1 protein-coding gene is annotated in these 1019 nt (G+C 64.0%); it reads right to left on the bottom strand.

What is annotated here, in order from left to right; all coding sequences use genetic code 11:
* Positions 1–1019: IS256 family transposase (locus HBF24_RS17150; protein WP_167175903.1), on the bottom strand; the 1019-nt coding region annotated here is incomplete at both ends.

Raw genomic sequence — 1019 nt, 5'->3', positions numbered from 1 at the left:
GGCAGCGTCCACTTGCGGCTGATGTTGCGTAGTGCCAGGTACAGCAGCTTCATCAGCGCCTCGTCCGTGGGAAAGGCCCCGCGATGCTTGGTCAGCCGGCGCAGCCCCATGTTGACCGACTCGATCGCGTTGGTCGTATAGATCACCTTGCGGATCTCCGGTGGGTAGTCGAAGAACGGAATCAGGCGCGGCCAGTTGCGGCGCCAGGCCTGGCTGATTGGTGGGTACTCGCCATCCCATTTGGCCTCGAACTCAGCCAGGCGCTGCTCGGCCTCATCCAGCGTCGGACAGGCGTAGATGAGCTTGAGGTCGGCGGCCACTTCGGCGCGGCGCTTCCACGACACGTAGTTCAGGCTGTGGCGCACCATGTGCACGATGCACAGCTGCACCGTCGTCTTGGGGAACACGGTCTCGATGGCCTCGGGAAAGCCCTTCAGCCCGTCGACGCAGGCGATGAAGATGTCCTGCACTCCACGGTTGCGCAGCTCGGTCACCACCTGCAGCCAGAACTTGGCGCCCTCGGTCTGCGCCAGCCACAGGCCCAGCACCTCCTTCTCGCCGTTCAGTGTGATGCCGATGGCCAAGTACACCGCCTTGACCCGCACCGCGCCCTCGCGCACCTTCACGTGCAGGCAGTCCATGTACACGATCGGATAGACCGTATCGAGCGGGCGCCCCTGCCAGGCCTTGACCTCGTCGGTCACCGCGTCGGTGATGGAGGAAATCAAGCTCGGCGACACCTCGGTGCCGTACATTTCCTCGAGGTGGGCCTGGATCTCGCGCACCGTCATGCCGCGGGCATACAGCGAGAGGATCTTGTCGTCGAACCCGCTCCAGCGAGTCTGGTGCTTGGGCACCAGCTTGGGCTCGAAGCTGCCATCGCGGTCGCGAGGTACATCAAGAGGCAGTTCACCGAATTCGCCCTTAAGCGTCTTGCGGCTGCGTCCGTTGCGGGTATTGCCCTTGGCGTTGCCGACGCTCTGGTGCTTGTCGTGCCCCAGGTGCTCGGTCATCTCCGT

The sequence above is a fragment of the Oleiagrimonas sp. C23AA genome (assembly GCF_011759385.1).
Taxonomy (GTDB): Bacteria; Pseudomonadota; Gammaproteobacteria; order Xanthomonadales; family Rhodanobacteraceae; genus Oleiagrimonas.
The sequence above is the reverse complement of the archived record's forward strand: the minus strand, read 5'-3'. Positions and strand labels throughout refer to the sequence as shown.